Source organism: Rhodococcus sp. ENV425 (assembly GCF_002887785.1).
Taxonomy (GTDB): domain Bacteria; phylum Actinomycetota; class Actinomycetes; order Mycobacteriales; family Mycobacteriaceae; genus Rhodococcus; species Rhodococcus aetherivorans.
This window is the reverse complement of record NZ_PCZU01000084.1, coordinates 21353-41097: the sequence shown is the minus strand read 5'-3', so window position 1 is coordinate 41097 and position 19745 is coordinate 21353. Positions and strand designations below refer to the sequence as shown.

General features: G+C 65.3%; 21 protein-coding genes. 13 read left to right on the top strand and 8 right to left on the bottom strand.

Going from position 1 to position 19745, the window contains the following annotated elements:
- Window positions 1–314 precede the first annotated feature (314 nt).
- Both CQZ88_RS06225 and CQZ88_RS06220 read right to left on the bottom strand, forming a co-directional pair.
- A complete protein-coding gene (locus CQZ88_RS06225) occupies window positions 315–1091 on the bottom strand; it encodes a DUF2637 domain-containing protein (RefSeq protein ID WP_258008470.1) in 777 nt (258 codons plus the stop codon).
- A gap of 373 nt (window positions 1092–1464) precedes the next feature.
- Window positions 1465–1824: a hypothetical protein gene (locus tag CQZ88_RS06220; RefSeq protein ID WP_146034259.1), complete on the bottom strand. Its 360-nt coding sequence runs from the start codon at window positions 1822–1824 to the stop codon at window positions 1465–1467.
- A gap of 305 nt (window positions 1825–2129) precedes the next feature.
- Between CQZ88_RS06220 and CQZ88_RS06215 the strand changes: the two genes are divergently transcribed.
- Window positions 2130–2600: a hypothetical protein gene (locus tag CQZ88_RS06215; RefSeq protein WP_102799412.1), complete on the top strand. Its 471-nt coding sequence runs from the start codon at window positions 2130–2132 to the stop codon at window positions 2598–2600.
- Window positions 2601–2611: 11 nt separating this feature from the next.
- Here CQZ88_RS06215 and CQZ88_RS06210 read toward each other — a convergent pair whose 3' ends face one another.
- The 3 genes from CQZ88_RS06210 to CQZ88_RS06200 all read right to left on the bottom strand — a co-directional run bounded on the left by CQZ88_RS06210 (window position 2612) and on the right by CQZ88_RS06200 (window position 3792).
- Complete coding sequence (locus CQZ88_RS06210; protein ID WP_102799411.1) at window positions 2612–2884, bottom strand: hypothetical protein; 273 nt, start codon at window positions 2882–2884, stop codon at window positions 2612–2614.
- Window positions 2885–3265: 381 nt separating this feature from the next.
- Window positions 3266–3523 carry a hypothetical protein gene (locus CQZ88_RS06205; RefSeq protein ID WP_102799410.1) on the bottom strand — a complete coding sequence of 86 codons (258 nt, stop codon included), beginning with the start codon at window positions 3521–3523 and terminating at the stop codon, window positions 3266–3268.
- Window positions 3520–3792 (bottom strand): hypothetical protein, encoded by a 273-nt coding sequence (locus tag CQZ88_RS06200; RefSeq protein WP_006947256.1) that lies wholly within the window; start codon window positions 3790–3792, stop codon window positions 3520–3522. The genes CQZ88_RS06205 and CQZ88_RS06200 overlap by 4 nt, the downstream gene beginning before the upstream one ends.
- 187 nt (window positions 3793–3979) lie before the next feature.
- Between CQZ88_RS06200 and CQZ88_RS06195 the strand changes: the two genes are divergently transcribed.
- Window positions 3980–4867: a replication initiation protein gene (locus CQZ88_RS06195; RefSeq protein WP_064064022.1), complete on the top strand. Its 888-nt coding sequence runs from the start codon at window positions 3980–3982 to the stop codon at window positions 4865–4867.
- On the top strand, window positions 4864–5127 hold the full coding sequence (locus tag CQZ88_RS06190; RefSeq protein WP_072815822.1) for a sigma factor-like helix-turn-helix DNA-binding protein: 264 nt from the start codon (window positions 4864–4866) through the stop codon (window positions 5125–5127). Before CQZ88_RS06195 ends, CQZ88_RS06190 begins: the two co-directional genes overlap by 4 nt.
- 70 nt (window positions 5128–5197) lie before the next feature.
- Here the strand turns inward: CQZ88_RS06190 and CQZ88_RS06185 are convergent, their stop codons facing one another.
- Together CQZ88_RS06185 and CQZ88_RS06180 are read right to left on the bottom strand one after the other, a co-directional pair.
- Complete coding sequence (locus tag CQZ88_RS06185) at window positions 5198–6196, bottom strand: replication protein (RefSeq protein WP_102799409.1); 999 nt, start codon at window positions 6194–6196, stop codon at window positions 5198–5200.
- A 380-nt stretch (window positions 6197–6576) separates the two neighbouring features.
- Complete coding sequence (locus tag CQZ88_RS06180; protein ID WP_064061405.1) at window positions 6577–6762, bottom strand: toxin-antitoxin system HicB family antitoxin; 186 nt, start codon at window positions 6760–6762, stop codon at window positions 6577–6579.
- Between the two features lie 188 nt (window positions 6763–6950).
- Between CQZ88_RS06180 and CQZ88_RS06175 the strand changes: the two genes are divergently transcribed.
- Both CQZ88_RS06175 and CQZ88_RS06170 read left to right on the top strand, forming a co-directional pair.
- The gene (locus CQZ88_RS06175; RefSeq protein ID WP_102799408.1) at window positions 6951–8360 is read left to right on the top strand and encodes a cytochrome P450; all 1410 of its coding nucleotides are present in this window, start codon (window positions 6951–6953) and stop codon (window positions 8358–8360) included.
- Between the two features lie 74 nt (window positions 8361–8434).
- Complete coding sequence (locus CQZ88_RS06170; RefSeq protein ID WP_102799407.1) at window positions 8435–9487, top strand: GAF domain-containing protein; 1053 nt, start codon at window positions 8435–8437, stop codon at window positions 9485–9487.
- 216 nt (window positions 9488–9703) lie between these two features.
- On the opposite strand, the gene CQZ88_RS06165 is transcribed toward CQZ88_RS06170, so the two are convergent.
- Window positions 9704–10150, bottom strand: coding sequence for a helix-turn-helix transcriptional regulator (locus CQZ88_RS06165; protein ID WP_102799406.1), 447 nt, complete (start codon window positions 10148–10150; stop codon window positions 9704–9706).
- 537 nt (window positions 10151–10687) lie between these two features.
- Between CQZ88_RS06165 and CQZ88_RS06160 the strand changes: the two genes are divergently transcribed.
- The 8 genes from CQZ88_RS06160 to CQZ88_RS06125 all read left to right on the top strand — a co-directional run bounded on the left by CQZ88_RS06160 (window position 10688) and on the right by CQZ88_RS06125 (window position 19722).
- Window positions 10688–11962, top strand: coding sequence for an insoluble domain protein (locus CQZ88_RS06160; RefSeq protein ID WP_146034258.1), 1275 nt, complete (start codon window positions 10688–10690; stop codon window positions 11960–11962).
- 233 nt (window positions 11963–12195) lie between these two features.
- Window positions 12196–12720, top strand: a complete 525-nt coding sequence (locus tag CQZ88_RS06155) for a hypothetical protein (RefSeq protein ID WP_258008469.1) — start codon at window positions 12196–12198, stop codon at window positions 12718–12720.
- Window positions 12717–14696, top strand: coding sequence for a cutinase family protein (locus CQZ88_RS06150; protein WP_102799403.1), 1980 nt, complete (start codon window positions 12717–12719; stop codon window positions 14694–14696). Before CQZ88_RS06155 ends, CQZ88_RS06150 begins: the two co-directional genes overlap by 4 nt.
- Before the next feature lie 154 nt (window positions 14697–14850).
- Window positions 14851–16455: a peptidoglycan DD-metalloendopeptidase family protein gene (locus tag CQZ88_RS06145; RefSeq protein ID WP_258008468.1), complete on the top strand. Its 1605-nt coding sequence runs from the start codon at window positions 14851–14853 to the stop codon at window positions 16453–16455.
- 66 nt (window positions 16456–16521) lie between these two features.
- Complete coding sequence (locus tag CQZ88_RS06140) at window positions 16522–17166, top strand: hypothetical protein (protein ID WP_102799401.1); 645 nt, start codon at window positions 16522–16524, stop codon at window positions 17164–17166.
- Complete coding sequence (locus CQZ88_RS06135; RefSeq protein ID WP_102799400.1) at window positions 17163–17762, top strand: hypothetical protein; 600 nt, start codon at window positions 17163–17165, stop codon at window positions 17760–17762. Before CQZ88_RS06140 ends, CQZ88_RS06135 begins: the two co-directional genes overlap by 4 nt.
- A 10-nt stretch (window positions 17763–17772) precedes the next feature.
- Window positions 17773–19287: an AAA family ATPase gene (locus tag CQZ88_RS32280; RefSeq protein WP_102799414.1), complete on the top strand. Its 1515-nt coding sequence runs from the start codon at window positions 17773–17775 to the stop codon at window positions 19285–19287.
- A 117-nt stretch (window positions 19288–19404) separates the two neighbouring features.
- Window positions 19405–19722 carry a hypothetical protein gene (locus CQZ88_RS06125; RefSeq protein ID WP_225623901.1) on the top strand — a complete coding sequence of 106 codons (318 nt, stop codon included), beginning with the start codon at window positions 19405–19407 and terminating at the stop codon, window positions 19720–19722.
- Window positions 19723–19745: the final 23 nt, after the last annotated feature.

The window sequence follows — 19745 nt, the reverse complement described above, 5'->3', positions numbered from 1 at the left end:
ACCGTCCGCCGGCCGCGGGAGCATACGTTTACCGACCCCGAAACCAACGAGGCAAAGATCCGACTGCCACACCACCCCTCGAACACACTGCTCGTCGACACCCGAGACGACCCGAAGGGGGTCCGGGGGCGGATCGCCCCTGGTCAACGCCGAAAACGCGACTCGGCGCACCGAACCGGGGGACGATTCCCGAGTTCGATGCGCCGAGGTGAGACTGGCAGGTATCAGACGTGGACGTTTTTTGATGTCGGTCTGATTGTTTGTTGATTCCGATTTGACGCTGAAAAGTTGATATTCCGATGTCGTTGTGATGCTCAGACGGTGACGGAAGTGTCGGCCTCGGAGAGCCAGCGGTAAACGGTGGCGACGGAGCGGTCGACTTCTTGGGCGATGACGGGCACCTCCACTCCGGCCTGGCGCCGGGCGAGTGCCCATTCGCGACGCTCCTCGTGGGAGTGGAAGGTCGGGATGGCGTTGGTATCGAGGTGGGTGCCGGGCAGGTGGGGCAATGGCACCTCGAGCTGTCGAGCGAGAGCGTCAGCGGTCGCGGTGCGAGTCGACCGCGCGACCGGAGTCTCACTCGCGGTCTCGGCGTCGGCACGGTTCTCGGTGATGGTCGTGACGTGAGTCTTGGGTGCGGTCGCGTTCTCGTGTGCGGTCTCACGGCGCGGCTGTGTCGCGGGCGCGGATTCGATGTGAGTCTCGGCGGGGTTCTCGGTGGGTGCGGCGGTGCGACGGCCGAGAACGGTCAACGCGTGGGTGGAGGCGAGCAGTGAGATCGGCGGGAGTGTGGCGATCACGGCGGCGAGAACGGAGTTGAAGCCGGGGGTCGTGGTGAGAACGGCGTGGATCGCGTTTCCTGCGATCGAGACGGTGGCGGCTCCGATGAGAATCTTCCAGAAGAATCGTCGTGCCCGGTGGTCGTGACGTCGGGAGACGACTCCCATCGTTGCTTGCAGGATCGTTCCGTCGACGATGACGGGGAACAGGAAGGCGATCTCTCTCGGCTGGCCGGCCTGGATGCACAGGTCTCGCAGTGCGAGGAAGCTGAGAATGAACGCGGCCGCCCCGATTCCTACGGTGATGGTCACGCCTGCGAACCACATGGATCCGCTGACGGCTGTCACGTTCTCGGGCACTGAGGCGTTCTTGCTCTTGTGTCGCTTCGTCCACTTCATAGGTTCCATAGTAACAATGAGAGCCATGACATGAGAAGTGGTTTCTCGGATGAGAGTCGCAGGTCACGACCGGATCGAGTCAGGTACGTGAGATGAGACGACCGGCGCCCCGGCCGGTTCTCGGGGGAGCCGGTCGGGGCGCGTGATGGCTCTTATCGTTCGGGTCGGCGTCTCACCATGTCAGTAGGACGTGCAGTTCCACGAACTGCGACGAACGAGGTCACGAACGCGAAAGAGGCCGCGACCTCGTTTTCGTTTGTGCGAGTGGGCGATGCCTGTTGGTTCGTCAATGTTCGCTGACGTACCGGTGGCAAACGATCGACCATGCAACGCGGTCGATCGGTATCGATCCCGGACTGAGATCGCGCACGCTGTGGGCTGCGAGGATCGGCTTGAGCGCGGCCCGCAGCGGCTCGATGTCCTCGTCGTCGAGGGCCCACCACACCTGTCTGCCGACGGTCTCGTTCTCATGCTCGGTTGCGACCGTCGCCAGCCACTGGTCTTCAAGTTCGATCAGAGCCTCTCGGCCGTCACTTGCTCTCGCGTCTTCGTCCAGCACGATTCGCCCCGACGCGCACAATGCTGATACGAACTCGTCGACTGCGCTGCGTAGACCGAACGCGCTGATCACGACTACCGCTACCACCGGGGACTCCTGCAAACACACTTGACCTGTGGTCTGACGCAAACATCCATGCGCTTGGATCGCGCGATGCGCTGCTTCGATGACTCGTCTGGTAGGTGTGCCGGCTTGCCTTCCGCCATCTAGTCGATGCTCCTGGGTACTCCGCTTGACGGCGAAGAGAACGAGACTACGCCTGCATTGAGAAAGTATCTGTGTGCCAGTGAGTCCTCGCAGAAAAGTTCTGGAAATCGAGAAGAATCCTCTGGATCCAGGAAGCGGATATCCCTCCTGGTCGAGCAACGCGAACCGCACAGGACCGTCGTTCAATGACGCTGTTGCATGATCTGTTGATGATCGTGATGCGGGTGGGCTGGATCTTGCTGGCCGTAGTGACCGTCTTTCTCGGGATCGCCGCAGCTACCAGCTCGATGTTGGAGATCACGGATTGCGAGATCGGTGTGTATTCGCGCGAGGTTCCTGGTCTGGCAGCGTGTAATGCGTCGATCTGGAGCTACTTCGGCGGCACGGTCGTGCCTGCTCTTGCGGTTCCGGTGGCGGTGTGTCTGATCCCGGTGCTCAAACCGCGACAGAGCGTTTCCTGGCTGGCGGTGGCCGCCCTATTCGCGCTTTCGGTAGTCGGGTTCTTCGCTGCATTCACGTCGTCGACACCGACGTGGGTGGGTCTGTACGGCTTCTTCTGGCCCCTTCTGCCACTGGCATTGCTCATCGCTGGGGTCGCGTCGTTGGCGAAGCCACGTCCCAGTGGATCGACCCGCGACAGCCTCCAATACGGGTAGCTCAGGAAGGGTCAGTTCGCGGCGATCAGGCCGAAGACTCCGACGACCATTCCCATGAGGCCGCAGTAGAGGAAGAAGCCAGCGCCGAGCCTGTTCTTCTCTTGCCGTTCCCTCTTGGTCATGCTTTTTCGCCGCATGTACTCGCATGCTCCGAAGCAGATGAGCGCCGCGATGATCAGTAGCCACCACAGACCCGTGAGACCTCCGGCGAGGTTGCGGACGGGTTCGGGTGGGCCGTCGAAGCCGAGGTAGGTGGTTCGGGCGTAGAGGTGGGGCTCATTCACGTCGGTGGCGGTCCTTTTCTCAGGCTCGGTCAGTCGGTGGTCGGCACTGTGTCACGCGGCACCGACTGATCTTGGTGCGTCGTGGTGCGCCCCGCTTTCGGCTCGACGGTGAGGATGGCGACCGCTACGACGAGAACGGTGGCGGCAACTGTCATTCGGCCGGGTACGGGATGGGTGTTGTTTGTGCTGGTGGGAGCGTTATCGTCGCAGGTTCTCGCGCACACTCGCATGGGTGCTCGAGGGGTCTCTGCACTGCTGCCTAATGTCAGGGATTCCATAGTAAATAATGGGTTATATGAGGCGTGAGAGTCCCACTGGGGAGTGAGAATGGGTGGTTCTCATCGTGTCCTCAACGCATGAGGATGTGCGCCTGAGAACCGGTCAGGTGCGATTCCAGCGGCCGACGCCGGTCTGGGCGGTGGACTTGACTTCCCCGGTGGCCGGGGCGTCCCAGCTGTGGCCGTTGTTGTGTTCGGCTTCGAGTCGTTCGATTGTCTCGAGGACGGCGGTCTCGAGGAATTCGCTGAAGGTGCTCGGTGGGAGGACTGCGCGGGTGCCGAGGTAGGCAGCGCGGATGCGTTCGGCCTGGTCGGTGTGGAACCCGAGTTTGGGGCGCGGTGTGCGTGACGCCTCGGTCATTGCTGGTCCTGTTCTCCTGGGCGGCCGGGGGCGTTGCGTCCGACGCCGGTCTGGGAGAGGGATTTGAGTTCGCTGCGGCTGGGGGTGCGCCAGGGCCGGCCGTCGTTGTGTTCGGCTTCGAGGCGTTCGGTGGCCTCGACCAGTAGGTCGGTGATGAACTCGCTGAGGGTGGCGGGGGGCAGGATGGCGCGGGTGCCGACGTAGGCGGCGCGAATCCGGTCGGCGTCGGCTTCGGTGATGTCGAAGGCCATGCGCTTCTTCCCGGTCATGGTTCTCATCGTAACTTCGGTACGTGAGGCACAGCCTCTGCCACGAGTGGACATGTTCGAGGGTTCGAAAGGGAGAAGGCGGGGCGGATACCTGATATGGCTCGGCATGACCTACCCGAATAATATCTGTATATGGCTCGGCGTGTCCTACCCGAATACTCGATCTTGGTAGTGCACAGTACTCGGCATGGAAACGGCGGGGGAGTCCCTTCTCACTGACGAGCAGTGGGGAAACGAGGTGCTCCTGCCGCATCGGCCCTTCGCGACGAACCAACTCGAGCACGGTCAGTACCGAATGAGCCGTGACCAGGCATTGATGATGCGCTACATCCAGCACTCTCCACACGCGTTGCTCGGATCGATCGTCATTGACTGTGACCACCCCGATGCGGCGATGCGGGCGTTCGAGAAACCGTCGGATCATCCGACGCCGAGCTGGGTCGCGCAGTCTCCCTCCGGGCGGGCGCACCTGGGTTGGTGGCTGGGCGACCATCGAGTCTGCCGTACCGACTCGGCGCGGTTGACTCCGCTGCGCTATGCCCATCGCATCGAGCGAGGTCTGTGTATCTCCGTCGGCGGGGACTTCTCCTACGGTGGGCAGCTGACCAAGAACCCGATCCACCCTGAATGGGAAACCATTTACGGTCCAGGGGATCCGTACTCGTTGCGGGATCTGGCGACCATCTACACACCTCGTCAGGCTCCGCGCCGGCCCGACCGCTCCGTGGGTCTGGGCCGCAATGTGACGATGTTCGACACTGCCCGTAAGTGGGCGTACCCACAGTGGTGGCACCATCGTCATGGCACCGTAGACCAGTGGCTCCAACTGGTTCTTCAGCGTTGTCACGGAATCAACAGCGAGTTCGCCGACCCTCTTCCTTTCATCGAGGTCCGTGCCACGGCGTACTCCATCGGCAAGTGGATCTGGCGTAACTTCGACGAGGGGACGTTCCGGGCGCGCCAGGCAGCACGTGGCAGCAAGGGCGGCAAGGTCATGAGCTCCGCCAAACGGGAAGCAAACAGGAAGCGGGCCACTAAGTTCAATTTGGCGACAGCATTGGAGTTCGCGCAATGAGCGGCAGCGCCCAGGCACAACAACGTCGGTCCATCACCGCAAAGGAACTGGCACGCCGGCTCGGCTCGTCGGAGCGCACTGCACGTCGCCTGATTGCCGAACCCCGAGACCAATTCCTCGAACGCGCAGAACGCCGACGCAAGCAGGTGGTCGAACTTCGCCAGCAGGGGATGAAGTACCGCGAGATCGCCGAGAAACTGGAGATGTCGACCGGAGCGGTGGGTCGGATACTGCATGATGCCCGCAAGCTCGAGGGGTAGGAGCGGCTTCCGCGTGAAACGATTCGATTCCCCTTCGCCGCTGTGGTTCTGACCGGAGCGAGAATTTCGTTCAGTAGTGGTGCCGGTCGAAGCGGTCCCTGCGGGTCCGGGTGCGCATGCCCGAGCGCTGGAACAGTATCTGCCGGATCTCGGCGAGAGCGGTGGCACGGGTGTCGTCGCTGGCCGGAGGATGAGCAGCACGCCGGTCGAGTTCGGCGCGACGTTCGGCGGCGCGGCGGTCCTGGATCTCAGTGCGGCGCTCGGTGGGGGTAGGCCCTGACCACACCTCGGCGAGGGCACGGAGCTGCCAGCGCAGGAAAGCTGTCGGGGACGCTAGGTGTGGGAGGCTGCGGTCGCGGCGGAACTCGGTGATCTGGTCGGCTACGTCGTCGCCGGTCCATCGGGTGGTGTCGATGCCTGCGGCGGTCAGGGCGTCGGCGATTGCTCCGACGTGGTGATGGGTGATTCCGGGGACGTAGTGGCCATTCCGGTCCACGCCGCGGTATTCGGGCATTGTGGGACCGAGTCGGTCGGCCAGGCGCGCTGCGGCGATCTGAGCGTGTAGGGGTCGTGGGCCACCGGGGACCGCGGTCGAAGCCCGGGCGCGGCGCGGAGCGCGCGCGTTGGTGATTACTTGAGAACAAGAGATACCTGTAGAACCCAAAGGGTTCTCCGGTAGATCCGCATGATTCGGAAACTGGGGATAAACAGAAGAGTTGGCAGTGAACTTGCTGGTCAAGGCCCACACGGAAGCTGCGCGAAGTTGCTTTCCACCGTGGGTGAGGCTGGCTTCGATGCGTTCGGCGATGGTGAGGTAGCGGCCGCGGACGAGCTCGACGGCGGCTCCGATGCGGCGAAGGATCTGGCGGGCACGATCGAGGACGTCGATGCTGATGCCGGCGTACTCGGCGAGGGTGTCGCGGGCGGCGGTGAGGCTGCGGCCGGTGGATTCGTCGGCGTAAGCGGCGTGAGCGTTGGCGGCGGCGATGAACTTGTCCGGGGCGATCCGGTGCTCGTGGCAGATCTTGATGCCGGTCTCGCTGCGGGCGAAGGTGATGATCTGGCGCATCCAGCCCGCGCGGGAGTCCCAGACGGGGATGTGGGAGTAGGCACCATCGGCTACGCGGAGGTTGTAGCTGCCGCGACGGCGACCACGACGGGTCTGGGGAGCGGCGCGGCCGGGACCTCGACGGTTGTCCCGGGCGGTGTGTGCGCTCCGTTGAGGGCGACACGCGGGAGTGTGATTTGAGACGGAAGTTGGCCCAAACGAGCAGCGCTCGCTAATATGCATAACGAAGGCTTTCTGGAGAGAAAGTTCGAGTGCCCGAGGAGTTTGGCGACTTTGCTCGGTCACATATTCGGTTTGGAAGACCCCTCGCTTGGCAGGCGGGGGGTTTTCTGCATCTGAGGGCGGGCTAGTTGGCGGCTAGCGGCCCTCTCTGGTGGCGTTTACACGGCCACCGCCTTGATCTCGCGGGCAAGGTCCGGTCGACCGGCTTGTAGTGCGAGCAGGTCGGCGACGTATTGGGATAGCGCGACCTTGGCGTCTTTGGCATCGTTGCGGAGCTGTTCGTGCAGCTCAGCGGGGATGCGTAGAGTCATCGCGGCGCGGTCGCCTTTATGCGGCTGTGCCATGCGTAAACCCCCGTTCTTCAAGATCGGCCCGTTGAATCTGACTCAGGTTAGCGGCTGCGAGCGCGGATGTCAGTTACCCCCGTACATCGGCGTGGCGCGTGTCGACTAGTGGGACGGCAGTCAGGGAGCCCTTGAGCGGTGGGAGGCGGCGGTGTGCCTCTCGCCGGCGGTGGGGCACACTCTCACGAATGGCGTCACCGCAGCTTTCGACGAGCAGCCCTGCGACCACCGACTCCCAGCCGATCCCGCGACCTCGATGGAGACTTCCGCTGGTGGGTGATCTGCTCAGTATCGATGTGGCCAAGCCGGTTCAGCGTGAGATGCAGATGGCGCAGGAACTCGGTGGGATCTTCGAACGCAAGATCCTCCAGCACCGGCTGATCGTGGTCTCCGGCGCCGATTTGGTGCGCGAGGTCAACGACGAGGAGAAGTGGGCGAAGTTCCTCGGCAAGCCGCTGCGCAAGCTTCGTGTCATCGCTGGCGACGGGCTGTTCACCGCGTTCAACTCCGAACCGAACTGGCACAAGGCTCACAACATCCTCGGACCGGGCTTCAGCCAGGCCGCGATGCGCGGCTATCACGACTCGATGCTCACCGTCGTCGACCGGCTGGTCGACAGCTGGGACGCCGTCGCGGCGGACGGCGGGTATGTGGACGTGCCGAAGAGCATGACGTCGCTGACCTTCGACGTCATCGGCCGGTGCGGCTTCAGCTACGACTTCGACTCGTTCGGCCGCACCGAACCCGATCCGTTCATTGCGGCGATGAGCCGGGCGCTCGAGTACATCAACCGCTCGTCGAACGACATCCCGATCCTGCGGGCCTTGTTCGGCCGCGCGGCGCGTGAGCAGCACGAACGCGACATTGCGCTGATGCAGGGCACTGTCGATCGCATCGTCGAGGAGCGGATGCACTCCGGTGGGCAGCACGGCGATCTGCTGGATCTGATGATGCACACCGTCGATCCCGACACCGGCGAGAAGCTCAGTCCGGAGTCGATCCGCAATCAGGTGCTGACTTTCCTAGTCGCGGGCAACGAGACCACTGCGGCGACCTTGGGTTTCGCGGTCCATTTCCTGAGCCGACATCCCGAGGTGGTGACGAAGGCGCGGGCGGAGATCGCCGAGGTCGTCGGGGCCGACGGTCGGATCGGGTACGAGCAGGTCGCCAAGCTGCGGTATGTGCGGCGGGTGGTGGACGAGACGCTGCGGTTGTGGCCGGCCGCCCCGGGTTATTTCCGCAAGGTGCGTGGTGAGACCACCCTCGGCGGGCGCGTCCTGCCGAAGGGTTCGTGGGTGTTCGTACTGTTGCCGCAGCTGCACCGGGACCCGCTGTGGGGCGACGATCCCGAGCGGTTCGACCCGGATCGATTCGAGCCCGAGGCCGTGCGAAAGCGGCCGGCGCACATCTTCAAGCCGTGGGGCACCGGGATCCGGGCGTGCATCGGTCGGCAGTTCGCGTTGCACGAGGCGGTGCTCACGCTCGCATCGCTGATCCGGCGGTACGACTTCGCTCCGGAACCGGGTTACGAGCTCGACGTGCACGAGGCGATCACTCTCAAACCGCGGGGGTTGAAGGTCAAGCTCTCACGTCGGTGACGGAGGCTGCCGACAGGTAAGTTCCCCCCCGGGCAGCCGTACTGTGCCCACGGTTCGGGGGAGGTTATAAGTCAATGGTTCTCAACGAGTGGCATTTGGTCGAGACGTTGGTCGACGGCGAGAGGTCCGTTGTCAGCTGCGGCGGCGTAGTTAAGGATTGGGCGTCGGTGACCCGGCATGTTCAGCCGGCCCCGGATCTTCCGGTCACGCGGATCGTCGACGAGGTGATCCGCACTCGTCGGCCGGTGTCGATCGATCTGCGCTCGCGTAAGGGGGCGCAGAAGGCGTTTCACATCGAGGCGCTGCCCGTTCTCGGCCCCAGCGGGGAGGCGCACGGTGTCCAGGTATGGGTGGGGGAGCCCGGCCGGGTTCCCACCCCACCTCGTATCGCAGCTGGGATTGCGTGGAGTCTCGAGCGGATGGTGATCGGCCAGACGGTCGAAGCCTCGATGATGTCCGGGGTGCTTCCTGAAGAGCACGTTCCGGAGCGAACTCCTGCGGAGTACATCGCCAAGGCGGTGAAGTTCGACGATTCGGCGTCGTTGTTCGAGCTGGGCATCGATCCGGTGCACGGTCGCCGGTGGGAGGCTCCGATGTCAGTTCTGCACGCCGACGGGCGGGTCATGCGCTGGTACTGCTGGGGCAAGGGTCGCACTGATCCGGGCAATGTGGGACTGCGGCTGCTGTGGCACGACGTCTCCGATACGACGTCACCGGAGTTGCCGACGTTGAGCGAGCTGGGAATGCAGGAGATGCTGCGGTCAGCGGGGGTCTACACCGGCGTCTTCGTCGCCGATCTCGCCGTTTTGACGATGTGGCTGCCGGATGCCCCACCGTGGGTGTCCTGGCGAAACGTCAAGGGCGGAAACGAAATCATGCATCCCGACGACCGGCACGTGCTGGCCGACGCACTGGCAACGTTCCACTCGGGAGATACCGCGCCTCGGTGCGTCCGAGCTCGTCTGCGTTCGAAATCGGGCTGGCGGGCAGCACAATTGTCGATCAGCCCGTATCCCGGCCCCCTCAGCGACCGTCTCGTGCTCGTTCAGATTTCAACGATTCCGGATGAATTCGATGCGGCCACAGAGGATTTGCAGGGATCAGATCGGGGGGTGCGAGGCGGGTAGGTTGGTCCCGGACTATCAGCTGTGATCTGGTAGTTTGTCTTCCGCGTCCCCACCCGTGGGGATTTCCCGGGGCTTGCCCACTCGGCCTCGGATGTAGCACAGCCGGTTTCGGCCGCTTCCGCATATCCGCGTGAGGCGGGCTGCTATCTCCGCGGGGGGAGCTCAGACGTGGTTATCCGTATTTGTCGTACGTCGACACACAGCGTGTCGCGCGTGTCAGACGGGTGCGCCCGGCGGTCGGGTTCGGGCCCGTTCGTAGGCGGCGCGGACCTCGGCTGTGTCCACTTCCAGAGCTCGGGCCAGTCGTTCGGCTACCGGCTCTCGCAGCGAGGTTTCCCCCAGCTCGAGGCTGCTGAGCGAGGCCGTGGAAATGCCTGCTTGCAGCGCCAGCTGGGGCTGGGTCAGGCCGGCCTGGACGCGCAGATCACCCAGATACCGGTCGTGCAGGGGTATCCGCACCAGCTCGGACATCGAAACGTCGAGGGCGGCGGCGACACGGGCCAGACGGTCCACCTGCGGGGTCGCCTGCCCGGATTCCCAGGCACGCACGGCCGCCACGCTCACTTCGGCGAACCTCGCCAGGTCACCACGGGTGTAACCCTTCTCTGTCCGCAGATCGATCAGCCTCTCACGGTCGAATCCCCGAAGAGGCCGTCTCGTCATGCCCGAAACCTTTCCACGAGCCATAACACTGCCCTACAGGAATGGTTTGCGTCATCTTCCACTGGAATAGATTATGCTGTAATCTTCCGGAATAGAGTTTCAATGAAGGGTTTCGTGGCGAAGGAGGTAACGATCGGCTGAGCCGAGGAGCGTCTGGCCGGCAACCAGCGCGAGCCACGGTGAGGCCACCGGCAAAAAGGGAAAACCCCGGACACGTGTCAGTGATTGGCGTCGGTGTCACGTATCCGGGGTTGAACCACCTACGTACCAACCCGTCCGGGCTGACTACGCAAGCTCGGGCACCAGGTCACTACGGACGAGAGCCCACTTCCTTGTCGGGCGCTGCTGTTCTGGCGTTACTCGACTGTGCGCGCCAGCAGCAGCGTTCCCGCACCTAGTCGGCGCTGCCGACACGTGCACAAGCGGACTACTTCCCCTGTGGTGACCACCCGATCTTCTCGGCCCTGACGGATCTCTTTCTCGCTCAGGTCCTTCATGCATTCGGGACTCGATTCATTCGCAGGAAAGGCGACGTACATGTCCGTATCCAACGAAGATCAGCTGGTTTCCGGCACCGGCAGACACCGGCGCCGCCGAACGACCAGTGCGGTGCTCAGCACCGCGACTCTGGCACCGGCGGCAGCCGGGTTGCTCATTGCCTTTGCGCCGACGGCAGCAGCAGCGCCGACCGGCGACTCCGGCGGCGGGCAGGCAGGGATCACGTCCCCGCCGCAGTCCGGTGGTGGGCAGGCGGGCATCACCTCCACGCCACCCTCGACTTCTGCTCCTGCACCCCCGACTCCTGATCCGCAGCCCGCCGAGAACTTCTGGGTAGCGCCTCCGGCCGAGTACAACCGCGGCACCCGCGCCTACAACCCGCAGACCGGCGGCGGTGTGTCGATGGCGCAGTACAACGGCTATTCGGGCGGCGACAACTCCGGCTACTCCGGTTACAGCGTTCCTGCTCCGCAGGCGCCGGTCGTGGTGGAAGGCCTGACCCTGCCGATCGAGGCTCCGGTCAACAAGATGCGTTTCGGCCGGGTGATCTTCGACCAGCCGAACTGGGTCTCGGACGTCGATGCCGACAAGACCAACCGCACGACCGCAGTGGTCGAGGCGATGGTCACCGACTACCACCGGTCGACCGGCATGGAGACCGAAGAGGCCGAAAAGATCGCCTCGGCCCAGGTTGCAGGCACGGCCGTAGGTGCAGCGACCGGCTTCGGCACCGGCTGCCTCGCGGCTGGTGTCCCGACCGCACTGGCAGTGAGCACGGTCGCGGGCATCGTCGGGGCTGGAGCAGGCACGATGGTGCCTCTGCCGATTCCGGGGGTTGCTCCCGTGACCTCGGGCGTTGCCGCTACCGCCGCTGGTGCGGCGGCCGGATTCGGACTCGGATGCGCGGTCGGTGGTGGACTGGGCGCACTCGGCGGCGGTCTGGCCGGGTACGGGGTCGGCACGGCTTACGGCGCGGGCGAGGATGCCACGCCGATCGAAACCGAAGTGCCCGACATCGAGGCCGAACAGGTCACCGAACAGGTCGACACCACGCTCGCGCAGTGGTCGGAGGATCCCATCGGTGCGGCTGCGGTCGACGCTGTGCAGACCTTCGCCACCGAGACCGCACCTGCGATCGATGAGCAGGTCCGCGACTTCGTTCAGACACAGCCCGGTGGCGAGCAGGTCATCGAGCAGGTCGACCAGGCACTCGACTCGTTCTTCACCGACGCGACGCCGGGACTGGCATCGCGCCTGGTCAGCGAGGCGGTCGGTCTGGGTCTCGGCGCGCCCGCTCCGGCAGTCGACGCCTGAGTCCAGTCGAAGAGGGAGACGAACCGATGAAGCGGAACGACCGAACGGGCTCACCTCGGGTGCTCGATGCGACCGCACCTCGCACCCGCATGGTTCGGGAGTCGGTGCCGGTGTCGGTACCGGCGGCCGAAGAGCGCTTTTCCTCCGGGAGAACCGCGTCCGCCCGTGAGTCAGCGTCTCGAGTGGTTGCGGCGGCCGATGCCGGTCGCCGCGCCACTCACCCGACCACGCAGGTGACCACGCGCCGCCCTGTCGGGAAGGGACTGACCTACGCCGGTCTCGGCCTCGCGGCCGTGGCCGTCGTGGGACTGGCCGGCTGGGGCATCACCGCTCTCGGCGGCGGTGACGACGACGCGGACTTCGGTGGCCTGGTCCCGGACACCGCAACCGCTGCGCCGACCGCGGCAGCGGCAGATGATCCGTGCTCACCTGGCGAGGGTGACCAACTCTCCGGGGAAGGGGTGATCGCGGCGCTCGAACACCGCTATTACCTGCTGCGTTCGGGTGAGTCGGTGCGGGAGTTGATGGCCCCTGATGCGCCGTTGCCCGACGCGGCAATGATCCAGCAGGGCATCGACACCGTGCCGCTGGGGACCACGCACTGCCTCGAGGTCACGGCCATCGGGCCGAACACCTACAGCGCGCAGATCACCGAGGTCCGCCCGGATCGGCGCAACGAGTTCAAACAGCGCATCACAACGACCACGGCCGAGGACGGCCGAGTGATGATCCGCTCCATCGAAGAGGTCGGGTCATGAGGAAAGCAAGTCTCGCTCTGGCAGCGGCAGCAGTGACCACCGCGGCCGCGGTAAGCACACCGACGGTTGCTCATGCAGCGGAAACGAACGGGTGTGCGCGCACGATCGCGCTGATGATTCCCGGCACGACGGAAACGTCCGCTCATGCTGATCCGACCGTGCCGACGGGCATGCTCGCGGCGGTCGGTGACGCACTCGAGCAACGGTTCGGCAAGAACCTCGACGTGGTGTACGTGCCGTATCCGGGCGAGGCGTTCTTCAACGGCACGTCCTATGCCGAATCGAAGTCGCGGGGCGACAAAGCGGCAGCGGAGTTGATGGAGCGGTGCCCGTCGTCGACGTACCTCATCGCCGGGTACAGCCAGGGCGCGCAGATCGGCAACGATCTGGCCGTCAACATCGGCCACGGTCTCGGCCCCGTCACTCCGCAGCAGGTCAAGGCGGTGATTCTGCTCGCTAATCCGAAGCGGGGCACCGAGGGCGCAACGTTGATCGGCCCGCCCCTGAGCGGTCAGGGCATCGCGGGGCCGGCCCCGGAAGGGTTCGGCAAGCTCGCGGGCAAGGTGTTCGACATCTGCCACCCGGACGATGCGTACTGCAACACCGATGGTCAGTCGACGCCGTTCCTGGCGTCTCTGGGCCGGATCATCGCCAATCCGCCGGGAGCGGTCGACGTTTCTGCCGAACTCGCCTTGACTGCATCACCCCAGACTCCGACGATCACCGGCACGTCGACAGTGGCGCAATCCTCCCTGGTCGATGAGCTGTCCTCGCCGGGGACCTGGCGCAACGCGGATCTGTCGGCGGTGTTCGGGGCAGCCTCGCAGCTGGCCGAGTCGGTGTCTTCGCTCGATGCCGCTGGTCCGACGTCGACCACCTTGGCAGCGAACATCGCCCGCATGACGCAGCAGGCGCGGCTGGTGTCGGAGACTTTGACGCCGGTCGACCAGGCGCGACAGTGGATCGACAGCAATCCGGGCGCGCGTGAGACGTTCACCTCGGCTCCCGAGGGATCGCCGGAGGCGACGACGGCGGGTGTGCTCGACATGCTCGAGCAGGTCGATGTCCCGGCGGTGTTGTCGGCCGCCGAAGCGGTGACCGGGGTGAGCACGGCCTTGCTTGAGTCACGGGCCTCGGGGGAGTCGGTCGATGTGTCGACGCTGGCAGGGTCGGCAGATGCGCTGGTCGCGGGTCTGTCGCCGTTGGCGGCCTCGGGTCCGGTGGAGTTGCGGACGGCAACGCAGGTGCTTTCGGTGGCCAAGCCGACGACGATCATCAATCAACTGCTGGGCGTCGTCTCCGGCGTGACCTCGGTCGACTATCCGGCGGTCGCGGCCGGGTTGCAGCAGCTTCCGATCAAGATTGCCACCGGCGATGTGCACGGGGCGCACGCGGTCGCGGGGGATCTGAACAATCAGCTCTCCCCGCTGGTGAAGATGGCTGCCGGGGTGGATTTCAAGACACTCTCACGGCTGGTGGCGATGGTTCCGGACCCGTCCGGCACGGCCGCAATCGCCGCGCTGGTGCTTGATCTGCTCGGCAACGTCGATGTGATCCGCTTGGCCCGCAATGTCGGTGAGATTCAGGAAATCGCCTGGTCGGTGGCCGAAAGCGGGAACGTGCTTGAGCTGTCTCGGCTGATGCCGGTGGCGGTGGATCTGGCGCAGGTGGCTCTCGGCGTGCTCACCCCGGGCCAGAAGATGAGTCCCGATCAACTGCACGATCCGGGCGATCCGATCGGCTCGCTGATGTCGGTGCAGGCACAGGACAGTGATCTGGCCGGCCTGGGCCAGTCGGTGATGACGCTGGCGAGCAGTGACAGTGCGGCCGAGCTGGGGCAGCTGGTGGCCGAAGGATTCACCGCGGCGAGTTTCTACGCCTCGAATTCGCACATTGCGTATCCGAGCTGGTCCCCGGATGGGAGGGACAACGCGATCGACACGATGGTGAAGGTTTTCGCCAAGGCGATCGGCTGAGGCCGGTCGGTCCTGGTCAGCGGGTGGTGCCGCTGCTAGGACCGGGAGCCTTCCACTAACGCGGCATCCGACCTCGGGCGGGCGGATGCGAAGTCACTCACGTGCATGGCCTGGGCGGGCTAGCGACAAGCACTCATGCAAAGGGGGTGAGAACGTGGCTTCTTCGACGACGAAAATTACGCTGGCGGCCAGCGTCGTGGCCCTGATGGGTGCGCTGGTGATGTGCGGCAGCGACAATCCCGATCCGGACAACTGCCTGCCGACGCAGGGACCGTCCCGGTCACCGAACAGCCTGCGTGCTGCCACCGGCAAGAAGGTGCAGCCGATGGTCACCGGCACCTACACGTTCACCTCCGGTTTCGGCCCGCGCTGGGGTACCTCGCACAACGGCATCGACCTGGCGGCGCCGATCGGTACGCCCTTCTATGCACCGATCGACGGAATCGTTGTTGCAGCAGGAGATTCCGGCGCGAGCGATGAGAACGGTTTCGACAACTGGATCATCGTCGACTCGGCCACCGCGGACGGGTCGACCATCTCGACGGTCTACGGGCACATGTTCCCGGACGGTGTTCTCGTCTCCGTCGGTGACGAGGTGCGCGCCGGGGATCTGATCGGCCTGGTCGGCAACGCCGGAGGTTCGACCGGACCGCACCTGCATTTCGAGGTCTGGCCCGGGGGCCGACTAGACGGCGGATCTCCGATCGACCCGATGCCGTGGCTGGCCGATGCGTCTGAACTCGACGCTCCGCAACAGCGTCCGACCTCGCCGAATGTGCAGCTGGTCGCGGCCGAGACTCCGCTCGGTGCCGGTTGCACCGGCCTGACGCGCCCCGGCGGACGCTCCCTCGCGCCGGGATCGGTCCCCGAGGAGTTCCGGGAGTGGATCGTCAAGGCGGCTCAGACCTGCGAGGCGATCGACGCTCCTTTGCTGGCCTCCCAGCTCTACGCCGAGAACCAGTTCCGCTACGGTCCCTCCTCGCCGGTGTCTCCGGCGGGGGCACGCGGGCCGGGGCAGTTCATGCCCGCAACCTGGGCCTCGATCGGCCAGGACTACGACGGTGACGGCGTGGCCGACGTGAATTCCATCGGTGATTCGGTGATGGCGATGGCCGCCTACGACTGCCAGATGTGGGAGCAGACGCAGCAGTGGCTCCGCGAGGGAAAAGTCTCAGGTGACGGCACCGAGTTGATGCTCTCGGCCTACAACTGCGGGCCGGGCAACACACTCGCTTCCGGCGGGGTGTGCGGCAACGCCGAGACCACCGCTTATGTCCGCAATATCCTGGCCGGCCGCGCTGACTTCGCCGGGGCGGACCAGCCTCGGCCGCCGTCGGTGAGTGGTTCGCGGGTGGTCGATGCAGCACTTGGATGGCTGGGCACCGATTACGCCTGGGGCGGCGGGGATGTCACCGGACCGACTCGCGGCATCGCCGATGGCGGTGTCGCTGATGAGCACGGCGACCACAACAAGGTCGGCTTCGACTGCTCGGGCCTGGTCGTGTACGCGGTGGCGCAGGCGACGGACGGAAAAATCGTTCTCCCACACCAGGACTCCGCTCAGGTCAACGATCCTCGAGGGACGCCTGTAACCGAGGCGGCGGACTTGCAACCCGGAGACATCGTGCAGCCTTACCCCGGCCACGTGTGGATCTGGAAGGGGGACAACAAAGTTGTCGAAGCACCCCAGTCCGGAGAGAAGGTCCGGATCACCGAATGGACGCCCCCGAAACATGTCAGAGCCATCCGATTTGATTGATGCACAACGGATTTCATACTCCAGAACATCGGAAACGATGACACACCAGGAAGGGAACATTACACCGTGAGCGAAGAGTGGGATACGGCGGAATTGGCCGTCCGCACCCTCGGATCGACCCGGACAGTCCAGGCGATGACGGCCTCGGACCTGCGGGCTTGGGCTGCGGAGAACAACCTGATGACGCGCACCCAGTGGCCGAAGATCAAGCGCGAGCTCTACAAGCAGTTCGATGTGGACTACGACGCCCTGCGAGAACGCGAGCAGCGTGAACGGGCCGAGAAGCTGGCCGCGGCCGCCGCGTCGGCTCCGGTGGTGTCCTTGGCCTCGGCCGGCGACGAACGTGGCTCGTTCGCCGTCGTCGGTGATGCCGACACCAGCGATGTCGCCTGGTACGGATCGTTCCACAAGGATGATCGGATCTTCCGGCCCGGCGATCAGGACTCGGCGGATGAGGCCAGCGCCGGTAAAGCCGTGTTCCTCGCTGCGAAAGTCCGCGACCACCTCGAGGTCGAGGCGGTTCGGTTGCGTCTGCGGGTGAGCAGTGAACGCATTGACGGGGTGAAACTGGCCGATCTCGCGGCGAAAAAGCAGGTCATCCTCGATCTCGAGGTGACGCCGACCGGCAATCCGGCCGAGCAGTGGTGCCTCGAACCGGGCTACGGCGAATGGCGGGCGATCCGTCTGTCGGATCTGGTGGTGGCCGAATGATCCGCCGACTGGCACTGATCGGTGTCCTCGCCGGAGCCCTAACGGTGGCCGGATGCAGCTCCGAGACCGACCAGGATCAGACCACTACGAACTCGTCGGCACAGCCGTCGTCGACGGAGGCATGGCCTCCCACCGAACCGGCTGCGCCCACCGAGCAGTCCACCCCCGCTCCGGCGGCACCGAGTGTGGACACCTCCGATCCGGGCGAGCTCGGCCGCACGGTCGTCGAGACCTGGTTCTCCTATGACACCCGTACCGACACCAATCGCAACGACGCGCCGGTGCGGGCCGCCGATCTGGGCGTGCTGACCGGCGAACTCGACGCGCAGGTCCGCGCCGATGTGCAGATCCCGGTCAAGGCCAGCGGTGAGTGGGCACAGTGGGCGTCGCAGGGCGCGACGGTCACCGCCGTGGCGGTGAAAGTCCCCAACCAGGGACAGGCCAATACCGCGACGAAGTATCACGGCATGTACGAGGTGACCAGCACGGTCACCGATTCCAGCGGCACCGAGATCGGCACAGACGTGCAGTACGTCGCCGTGGTGCTGACCGACAACGGCGACGGATGGCGCGTGTCGTCCGTCGCCACCCTGTGAGGTGAGCGTGATGGCTGACATCGCTGACTACAACCACGAACCGACCATCGACCCGCGTCGGCTGCGGCTACGCCCGAACCGTCCCGCTCTCGAACCCGAACCGGCCCCGGCTCCCGAGCCTGTAGCCGAGGACATCGCCGATCCGTACGGGGTCGGAGTAGCTGCTCTCGCGGCCGTCGACGAGCCGATCGCGCCGACAGCAATGCCGTCCACCGGGCACGGCGCACTGTTCGACGAGGCCGCCTCACCGGCACTTTCCCAGCCTGCTCAGTGGGGTTGGCGGGGTCGGATCAATGCAGCTCTGGGAACGAAACTGGCCCCGAAGGCGGCATCGGCAGAGACCGGCCACCGGGCGGCGGTCGAAGCGATCCAGCGCACGCTGCCGGGTTCGGGCACGGTCGCTGTGGTCAACACCAAGGGCGGAGCCGGCAAAACGCCGACGTCGATTGCGCTGGCAGCGATGCTCGGTAAGCATCGCGGCCGCGGGGTCGTGGCGGTGGATATGAGCGAGGCCGGCGGCACCCTCGGCATTCGCGCAGCGCGCACCGCACCCATCGAACGCACGGTGTGGGATGTCCTCGACAACGCATCGCGGCTGATGTCGGCCGACGTCGAGGCGGGGGAGCTGGCGGCGTATCTGCGGCTCCAGCCCACCCATGACGAGATCCTGGCCGGGGACACCGATTCTTCCTACGACGACATGCTCGGCGAGGACGAGTGCGCGGCGTTGGGCGCGGTGCTTCGTCGCCATCGCGACCTGTTGATTATCGACACAGCCACCACTGCGCAGGCCGGGGCATGGCAGTGGGCGGTGCGCCACGCCGACGTGCTGGTGGTGCCGCTGCCGATGCGCCGGGACATGGCGCAGCACGCCTACGCGATGCTCGAGGGCCTGCGTAAGCGGGGGTTCGAGCATCTGGTGCGCTCGGCGATCGTGCTGCTGTGCGCGACGCCGGGATCCGATCCGAACCTCGAAACTGCGATTGTCGACGAGTTCGACTCTCTCGGTGTGCAGACCTACGTTCGGGTCCCGTTCGAGCCGGTCTTCGCCACCGGTGAGCGGATCACGCTCGAGGCGTTGTCGCAGAGTTCGATCATCGCGTGGACGAATGTCGCGGCGATGGTGACCGATGCACTGGCCGAGGCCATCGTCGAGCGGCAGGCCGGACTCCGGCAGCAGGGGGTACCGGCTCCGGCGGTCGCCCCGGAACCGGCTCCGCCGACGTTCGCGGCGGACGTTCCGAGCTTCGTAGCGCCCCAGCCGGCCCCGGCTCCCGAGTCGGTTCCCGCAGCTGAGCCGCCCCCGGCCCCGGTAGCCGAACCCACTGCCGCTCCTGCTCTCCGGGTGCCTGAGACGGACCCGGCCAGGGACCTGCCCCTGGACTACCGGCCCACCGCCGAGGCGGCGGACTCGGACCCCGCACCGGACGCCTCGAGCGAATCAGGCACTGAGGTGCACCAACCGCCGGCCCCGGCGCGACGGCCGCAACCACCGAAGCCGTCGAGCTTCGATCCCTACGCCTGACCTTCTATGTGACCTACGAACTTAAGGACCCCTGTGATGTCTCGCAATACCTCGATGCGGTCGCTACCTCGTAGCGTGGCCCGTGCTGCGTCCCTGCTGTCGGCCACGATCGGCACGGTGTTGCTCACCGCCGGTACCGCCTCGGCTCAGACCGACAATCCACTCGACGGAATCTCCCCTGATCTGGGGGTGTTCGGTCCTACGTTCCAGAGCACCTGGTCGCGGATTGCGGGCGGTATCTGGGGTGCGGTCCTGGCGGTATCCGCAGTCAACCTGATCATTTCGCTCTACAAGATCCGTAAGGCTCGCGCCGGGGGCTACCAGAGCGAATTGAGCGATTCGATGGATTCGGCCAAGACCGCTGGTGTGGCGTTCGGTTGCGTGGCCGGAGCCGGGATCATCGTCGGCGCCATCTTGTTCGTCGTCAACGGCTGATAGCCGATCTACCAGCACTGTTA

Coding starts and splice junctions, on each gene's coding strand:
- CQZ88_RS06175 (WP_102799408.1), top strand. CDS start 6,951: ATGGCGTCACCGCAGCTTTCGACGAGCAGCCCTGCGACCACCGACTCC.
- CQZ88_RS32280 (WP_102799414.1), top strand. CDS start 17,773: ATGGCTGACATCGCTGACTACAACCACGAACCGACCATCGACCCGCGT.
- CQZ88_RS06150 (WP_102799403.1), top strand. CDS start 12,717: ATGAGGAAAGCAAGTCTCGCTCTGGCAGCGGCAGCAGTGACCACCGCG.
- CQZ88_RS06135 (WP_102799400.1), top strand. CDS start 17,163: ATGATCCGCCGACTGGCACTGATCGGTGTCCTCGCCGGAGCCCTAACG.
- CQZ88_RS06185 (WP_102799409.1), bottom strand. CDS start 6,196: ATGCGCCAGATCATCACCTTCGCCCGCAGCGAGACCGGCATCAAGATC.
- CQZ88_RS06205 (WP_102799410.1), bottom strand. CDS start 3,523: ATGACCGAGGCGTCACGCACACCGCGCCCCAAACTCGGGTTCCACACC.
- CQZ88_RS06195 (WP_064064022.1), top strand. CDS start 3,980: ATGGAAACGGCGGGGGAGTCCCTTCTCACTGACGAGCAGTGGGGAAAC.
- CQZ88_RS06180 (WP_064061405.1), bottom strand. CDS start 6,762: ATGGCACAGCCGCATAAAGGCGACCGCGCCGCGATGACTCTACGCATC.
- CQZ88_RS06165 (WP_102799406.1), bottom strand. CDS start 10,150: ATGACGAGACGGCCTCTTCGGGGATTCGACCGTGAGAGGCTGATCGAT.
- CQZ88_RS06200 (WP_006947256.1), bottom strand. CDS start 3,792: ATGACCGGGAAGAAGCGCATGGCCTTCGACATCACCGAAGCCGACGCC.
- CQZ88_RS06215 (WP_102799412.1), top strand. CDS start 2,130: ATGACGCTGTTGCATGATCTGTTGATGATCGTGATGCGGGTGGGCTGG.
- CQZ88_RS06170 (WP_102799407.1), top strand. CDS start 8,435: ATGGTTCTCAACGAGTGGCATTTGGTCGAGACGTTGGTCGACGGCGAG.
- CQZ88_RS06160 (WP_146034258.1), top strand. CDS start 10,688: ATGTCCGTATCCAACGAAGATCAGCTGGTTTCCGGCACCGGCAGACAC.
- CQZ88_RS06190 (WP_072815822.1), top strand. CDS start 4,864: ATGAGCGGCAGCGCCCAGGCACAACAACGTCGGTCCATCACCGCAAAG.